The 7,023-nt window shown below is 32.1% G+C and carries 6 protein-coding genes; all 6 read left to right on the top strand.

Features of this window, described 5'->3' with window-relative positions; translation table 11 throughout:
- Window positions 1–308 precede the first annotated feature (308 nt).
- The 6 genes from HY951_07765 (at window position 309) to HY951_07740 (ending at window position 6,610) form a co-directional block, all read left to right on the top strand.
- Entirely contained in the window at window positions 309–578 is a 270-nt protein-coding gene (locus HY951_07765; GenBank protein MBI5539938.1) for a DUF4160 domain-containing protein, read from the top strand.
- Window positions 579–584: 6 nt separating this feature from the next.
- Window positions 585–815 (top strand): DUF2442 domain-containing protein, encoded by a 231-nt coding sequence (locus HY951_07760; protein ID MBI5539937.1) that lies wholly within the window; start codon window positions 585–587, stop codon window positions 813–815.
- A gap of 225 nt (window positions 816–1,040) precedes the next feature.
- Complete coding sequence (locus HY951_07755; GenBank protein ID MBI5539936.1) at window positions 1,041–3,089, top strand: T9SS type A sorting domain-containing protein; 2,049 nt, start codon at window positions 1,041–1,043, stop codon at window positions 3,087–3,089.
- 692 nt (window positions 3,090–3,781) lie between these two features.
- A complete protein-coding gene (locus HY951_07750) occupies window positions 3,782–4,369 on the top strand; it encodes a hypothetical protein (GenBank protein MBI5539935.1) in 588 nt (195 codons plus the stop codon).
- Between the two features lie 191 nt (window positions 4,370–4,560).
- Window positions 4,561–5,106 (top strand): hypothetical protein, encoded by a 546-nt coding sequence (locus tag HY951_07745; protein MBI5539934.1) that lies wholly within the window; start codon window positions 4,561–4,563, stop codon window positions 5,104–5,106.
- Between the two features lie 157 nt (window positions 5,107–5,263).
- Window positions 5,264–6,610 (top strand): T9SS type A sorting domain-containing protein, encoded by a 1,347-nt coding sequence (locus HY951_07740; protein MBI5539933.1) that lies wholly within the window; start codon window positions 5,264–5,266, stop codon window positions 6,608–6,610.
- Window positions 6,611–7,023: the final 413 nt, after the last annotated feature.

Below are 7,023 nucleotides of genomic sequence, written 5' to 3'. Positions count from 1 at the left end.
TAATATCTATATGAATTTGTTCGCTGCAAAAGGATACGGAGGTCTAAATCGGTTCATAAGCCATTAACTTTGTTAGCGCGAAGTTCACCTCCGGTCCTTTTAAAATTAATAAAAATTTAACTTAGACAAATCTAAAGGTTACCTGCAAGGCGTACAAAAAAACTCAGGACAACAAAGATTTTGACTTGTAATTAAAACCAAAGTCTTTTAGACTTAATATTTAAGTGAAACATTTGGTTCTTATAATATTACGATTTTTCACACAAATGTATTATCTTTGTATTAAGAAATAATTTTAAAAATAGGTTATGGCAATAATTTCAATGTTTTACGGTATTATTATCTCCATGTATTATTTGGACAATAAACAGCATAATTTGCCTCATATTCATGTGAAATATCAAGACGAAGAAGCCGTTATTTCAATTATTGATGGTCAATTATTGGAAGGGACTTTGAAGACTAATAAAATGAAACTTGTTCAAGCATGGGTTGAAATACATAATGACGAATTAATGGCTGACTGGGAATTAGCTATTAAAGGTGAAACTATTTTTAAAATAGATCCATTAAAATAATACATTATGAATCCAAGAGTAATCAATGTAAAACCAGAGCAGGACTTTAATCTTTTAATTACTTTTAGTAACGGAGAAGTTAAAAGTTTTGACGTTAAACCATATTTAGGAATTGGACTTTTCAAAGAATTAAAGGACGTGAGTTTATTTAATTCAGTAAAACCATTTCTGGGAAGTATTCAATGGTCTAATGGCATTGACCTTTGTCCTGACACTTTATATTTGGAAAGCAAATAGAGTTTTATCGTCATCACTTTAATGACGAAAAAACGCCCAGCAGGTAACACAAGCATGGCAAAACCTGGGCGGGCGGTGCAACTTGACAAAATTAACAAATTACAAACCTCCCCGCTCCTTGACAAAATCTGCAGCTAATCGCCCAGATTTTCCAAGCGCAAACCGTTATGGCCAAGTTTTAAAAATGATTCTTTATATGCTTAAATGGACTTAAAAAATAGAAACATGAAAAACATTTTCTTCTTCATTTGTTTTATATTTATCTCAACCTATACATTTTCACAATGGACATGGATAAATCCTATACCTCAAGGCAATCCATTATATTCGATATGTTTTACAGATAGCAATACAGGTTTTGCAGTTGGTAATACTGGTACAATAATCAAAACTATCGATGGTGGAGTTACATGGACAATTTTGTCAACTGGAACTTCTAATAATTTAAATGCTGTTTTTTTTACTAGTGCAAATACCGGTTATGCCGTTGGGAGTGGTGGTATAATTATTAAAACAAATGATAATGGTATAACATGGACTAATCAGGTTAGTGGCACAACTTGGGGATTAATTGCAGTTACTTTTACAGATTCAAATACTGGTTTTGCTGTTGGTGGAAATGGTACTATTTTAAAAACCATAAACGCTGGTAATTCTTGGACAATAATACCAAGTGGGACAACTGAAAATCTAACTTCAATTTACTTTACAGATGCAAATACTGGGTATATTGTTGCAAATTATAAAATTTATAAAACAATTAATTCTGGTAGTTCATGGTCATTACTAACAAGCTTCACAAGTTATATGTTTAATTCAATCTACTTTACAAGCCCAGACACAGGTTATCTTGCAGGCTATCATGGAATAATATTAAAAACTGTAAATGCTGGCAATACATGGACAGCATTATCCTGTTTAATTGACACCCCTTTATATTCAATTCGTTTTGTAAACTCAAATATAGGCTTTGCCATCGGAATGGGTGGAAGAATTCTTAAAACTATTGATGCTGGTACTTCATGGTCATTATTATCTACAGGTTATTATTCTTCATTAAAGTCTATCTTTTTTATAAACTCTAATACGGGATATGTGGTAAGTGATAATGGTACTATTCTAAAAACAATTGATACTGGAAATTCGTGGTTTCAAATTTCTATTGGCACTTCAAATTCATTATCTGATATAATTTTCTTGTCACCAAACTTAGGTTATTCTGTTGGAGAACAAGGAACCATTCTAAAAACAACAAATGGTATTACATGGTCAACTTTATTCTCTGGCACTTTAAATACGCTTTATTCTATTTGTTTTCCTACACTAGATACCGGTTATACGGTTGGCTGGAATGAAATAATTCTTAAAACAGTAGATGCAGGTAATACTTGGACTCAATTAGCTTGTGGAACCTCTAATATTAATGGATTGTATTCTGTATATTTTACGAATTCAACAACTGGTTATGCAGTTGGTGATGCCGGTAAAATAATAAGAACATACAATGGAGGAATTAACTGGACAGCATTACCAAGTGGTACAAATAAAGATTTATTGTCAATAAATTTCACAGATTCTAATACAGGTTATGCAGTAGGTGTAGATGGTATAATTCTCAAGACTGTTAATGCTGGTGATTCTTGGACTTTACTTTCAAGTGGCACCTCTATTTTTTTACTTTCAGTATATTTTCTTAATTCGGATACAGGCTTTGTAAGTGGTGGTGGTGGTATAATTCTTAAAACTATAAATGCTGGGAATTCATGGACTGCTTTAACAAGTGGTACAACAAATCAGTTGTATTCAATTTATTTTACTGATGAAAATAATGGTTTTATCGTTGGACAATGGGGAACAATTCTCAAGACTATTAATTCGGGATTAACTTGGTCAACATCATCGGTTCCAACAATGAATGGTTTGCTTTCAGTCTACTTTACCGACAATACTACAGGTTATACAGTTGGTGATAATGGGACAATATTAAAAACCACAAATGGTGGAACCACTTTTTATGAAGAAAATCAAAATTTTAATTCTGAAATAAGTTTTTATCCAAACCCCTCAAATGATAAAATCACTATTTCAAATAATAAGACTTCCACATTAACTGTTGTAAGTGTTTTCAATATTCAAGGTAAACAAATTATTGAAAAATATTTTCAAAATCAAAACACTATTGAAATTGATGTAAGTAAACTTGTAAATGGAATATATTTAATAAAAATACAAACGGACAACAACGTAGAAACAAAGAAGCTAATAATTAAATGACACCTTTTCATTGACTAAAAAAACCAGGCCATAACACACGGTTAAAATTTAGCAGGCTGTTATGGGCAACTTGACAAATATAACAAGGTTCAAATATTTTAGCGGTTTGACAATCACTGCAAGTAAAAGCCTGCCAAATTCAACCGCAAACCGTTAGGTGCTATAAGTGAAAAAAAACAAATCCGAGAATTGTGTTAATCATAAAAACTGTTTGCAACTTGACAAAATTAAAATCACATATCTCCTTGACACGTTGTTGCGACTAGACGATTTTAAACAGTTTTTTAATGTTTACAAAAATATTCACCAACAAAAAATAAATTCGGACTTTTTTTATTAGTTTTAAATTTCGTATGACTCAATTAATTAATAAAATATCCCTGACCTCACACGCGTTGGATTTTAATATTCAATCTCGGTTCTCGTTGACGCAATTTACAGACTGCATATTTCGCACCTCGTTGACATCAATGTTGGTTCACATTGACATCAACTACTTACAGCACCTAACACTACCTTAACATAACTGGGCGGGCGGTGGTTCCTTGACAGCAGTAACAAAATACAAACACCCCAGCGGCTTGACATCCACTAGGGCTAATCGCCCAGCTATGTCAAGCTCCATCCGTTATAGGCAACCGTAAAAAAAGACTTACTAAATGAATAAAGTAATAAATTAAATTTAAATTAACATGAAGAATATACTTATTTTAATATTGCTATTAATCCTAAACAGTAATCTTTTTGGACAATATGTATATATTAAATTATTAAATCAATCAAATGAAAATAAAACTAGAATTATTAAAGGAAAGTCTACGACTGAAATTTCTATAGATTATCAGACAAAAGTTGATACAATCAATAATGTTAGAACAGTAATTTCTACATTTGGAAACTTAACAGAAGTTTGTAAAGACTCTATAAAACTATTTACAACTGATTATAACACATATCTATTCTACCCTGATTCGAGTGTAAATATTACTGACACAATCACAATTTGTAAAAAAGATATTTGTAGAATTGGAGTAAGTAAATCAGGCGGTAATCCTTTTTCTACGATTAGTGTTTCAGGAATTGTTTCAGCATTAATTGTAGCACCACTTATTTCAATTGACTATAAAAATGGCGAAATTAATGGCGACCAATATTTTCGCGTTGCTGGTATTTCAACAGTTGTATCTATAATTTGCTTACCACTTCTTTCGACTGTAAATAAACATTATTGGATAATAAATAAAGCCAAATCAAAGAAAAGACTTTGGAGAATTGAATAAATTAAAATTGCATCAACTTGACAAAATAAATACGGCAGCCTATAACACCACCTACGAAAACAACGAGCAGTTATGTGCAACTTGACACTTATAACATTATTCAATATTCTTAGCGGTTTGACACCGACTGCAAGTAAATGCTCGTCGTTCCGTAGCTTAAAACGTTAGGGGCAAGCTATAAAAGAAATCCAATGAATAAAATAATTAAACTTTTTTTGTCTTTTATGTTCTTGACTTTTTTTACAAAAGGACAAAATGTAATATTTTTTGATTCTGGAATTAAGAATTTAAATATAAGCTCAGATTTTAAAATATATAAAGGTAATTTGTGGCAAATAGATCCTTCAGTAAAATATGGCTATAATTCTGACGATTTAAAAGCAAGAGCAAAAAAATGGTTCATTGACAAAAATACAGGATTTGAATATTATTTTTTTGATTCAACTATAATTTCATGTATGTGGATAATTGAAGATATAAATCGTAATCGAACTACATATTTTGACCAAGAACATGTTTTTGTATTTAATTCATTAAATAATACTATTATATGTGAAAAAAATAAAAACTGTGGATGTGATGTATTTACATGGGACAAAAAAATATGTGGATTCTCAAACTTTTCATTTGACAAGGAGACTGCTCAGTTTTCATTTGAGAAAAGGAAATTCATTTTCCTAAAAAGAAAAATAACATTAAATACAAATAATGGATTGAAAACAAAAAAAGAAAAATAGCCAGCCCCTAACACACGGTTAAAATTTAGCAGGCTGTTATGGGCAACTTGACAATTATACAAATGTCAAACATTTTAGCGGTTTGACAATGACTGCAAGTAAAAGCCTGCCAAATTCAACCGCAAACCGTTATGGGCAAGTTTAGAAAATAAATATCTTGAAAGCGAAAATAAAAATATACCTGTTAATTATCTTCTTAGTGCCTATTATTTGTTATTCACAAACATGGCAAGATGTTGGAGGAGGAACAAATAACCAAGTTTATGCTTTAAAAGAATATAATAATAATTTATATGTTGGTGGATGGTTTGATTCTGTAAATAATTTCTATTCACAGAGTATTGCCGTTTGGAATAGCTCAAATTGGAATACTGTTGGTTCAGGTTTATATGGAACTCCATATAGTTTTACTGTTTATAATAACGAATTATATGCTGGTGGTGATTTTTTCTATGCTAATGGTGTGCCGAATACTTATCACATAGCCCGATGGAATGGGACAAACTGGTTAAGTGCAGGTAGTACCAATAATGATGTAGGTCAGATTAAAGCAATGGCAACATATAATAACAACTTATATGCAGCAGGAAATATAACAAAAATTGGAGGTGTAAATGTAAACCGTATAGGAAAATGGAATGAAAGCAACTGGAGCAATGTTAGTGGTGGAGTCACAGGAGGGTTTATGACAGAAGTAACGACAATGACTACACTAAACAATAAATTATATATTGCTGGAGATTTTAACTATGCAGGTACACAAGTAGCTTTTAACATTGCCTCTTGGGATGGTGTCCAATGGATGGATTTAGACACAGGATTAAGTGATCGTGCGTTAACTATGACTGCCGATACTATTCATAACAATTTGTATGTTGCAGGAGCATTCAACCTTGTTGGAGGAATACATGGTATAAATGTAAACTACATTGCAGGGTGGAATGGAAACAATTGGTTTAGTCTTGATCAGGGGCTTTCTGGTGGTATTCGGTGTATGACAATGTATCATGGCGATTTATATGTTGGTGGTTCAATGCTGATAGTAGGAAGTGATTCTACAACAATATATGTTGCTCGCTGGGATGGAGTTCAGTGGCATAAAGTAATTGGTCCAAACAGTACGGTATTTGCTTTACAAGAATATAAAGACACGCTTTATGTGGGAGGAGCTTTTACCTTACCATATAATAACATTGCCCGTTATTATACACCGTATTCAAATATAAAAGAAGAACTGATACCGGAACCAGAATACCTTGGAAATTGTATTCCTAACCCAACAAATGGAGCTGTTGTTATTCCATACTTCCTGCCACTTGAGAGCAAAGGAATAATATCCATAACGAACATAGAAGGAACCCAAATTAAATCATTTAAACTTAACCCAGGCAATAATGAACTTAATATTTCCTTAATTGGACTCACTAATGGAGCTTATCTGTGCAAACTTGACATTGACTGTGGCAAAATTACAAGGAACAAAAAATTAATACTTAACAGGTAAATAAAACCAGCCCATAACACACGGTTAAAATTTAGCAGGCTGTTATGGGCAACTTGACATGAATAACATAGTTCAAACATTTTAGCGGTTTGACAATGACTGCAAGTAAAAGCCTGCCAAATTCAACCGCAAACCGTTAGCAACCATAGCACGCAAAAGCCAAGCTTCACTTCGTAAAAAATTTAAAAACAAAAATGAAGGACTGTTTTTCAAATAAATTTTCAGCCATTGCACTTTTCGCAAAACTCAAAGAGCAATTTTGTTCCTTGTTGACAGAAATTGAAAATCACAATACTTTTAACAAAGCATTGAAACCAAATTTTTTACCCAGCCCACAACCCCGCAGTCTTCGCATGACACGCCTAAAGAAAATTATTGCAACTAATTACGACACGTACAAATTTGAAACGTTG

This window comes from Bacteroidia bacterium (assembly GCA_016218155.1).
Lineage (GTDB): Bacteria > Bacteroidota > Bacteroidia > Bacteroidales > GWA2-32-17 > GWA2-32-17.
The sequence above is the reverse complement of the archived record's forward strand: the minus strand, read 5'-3'. Positions and strand labels throughout refer to the sequence as shown.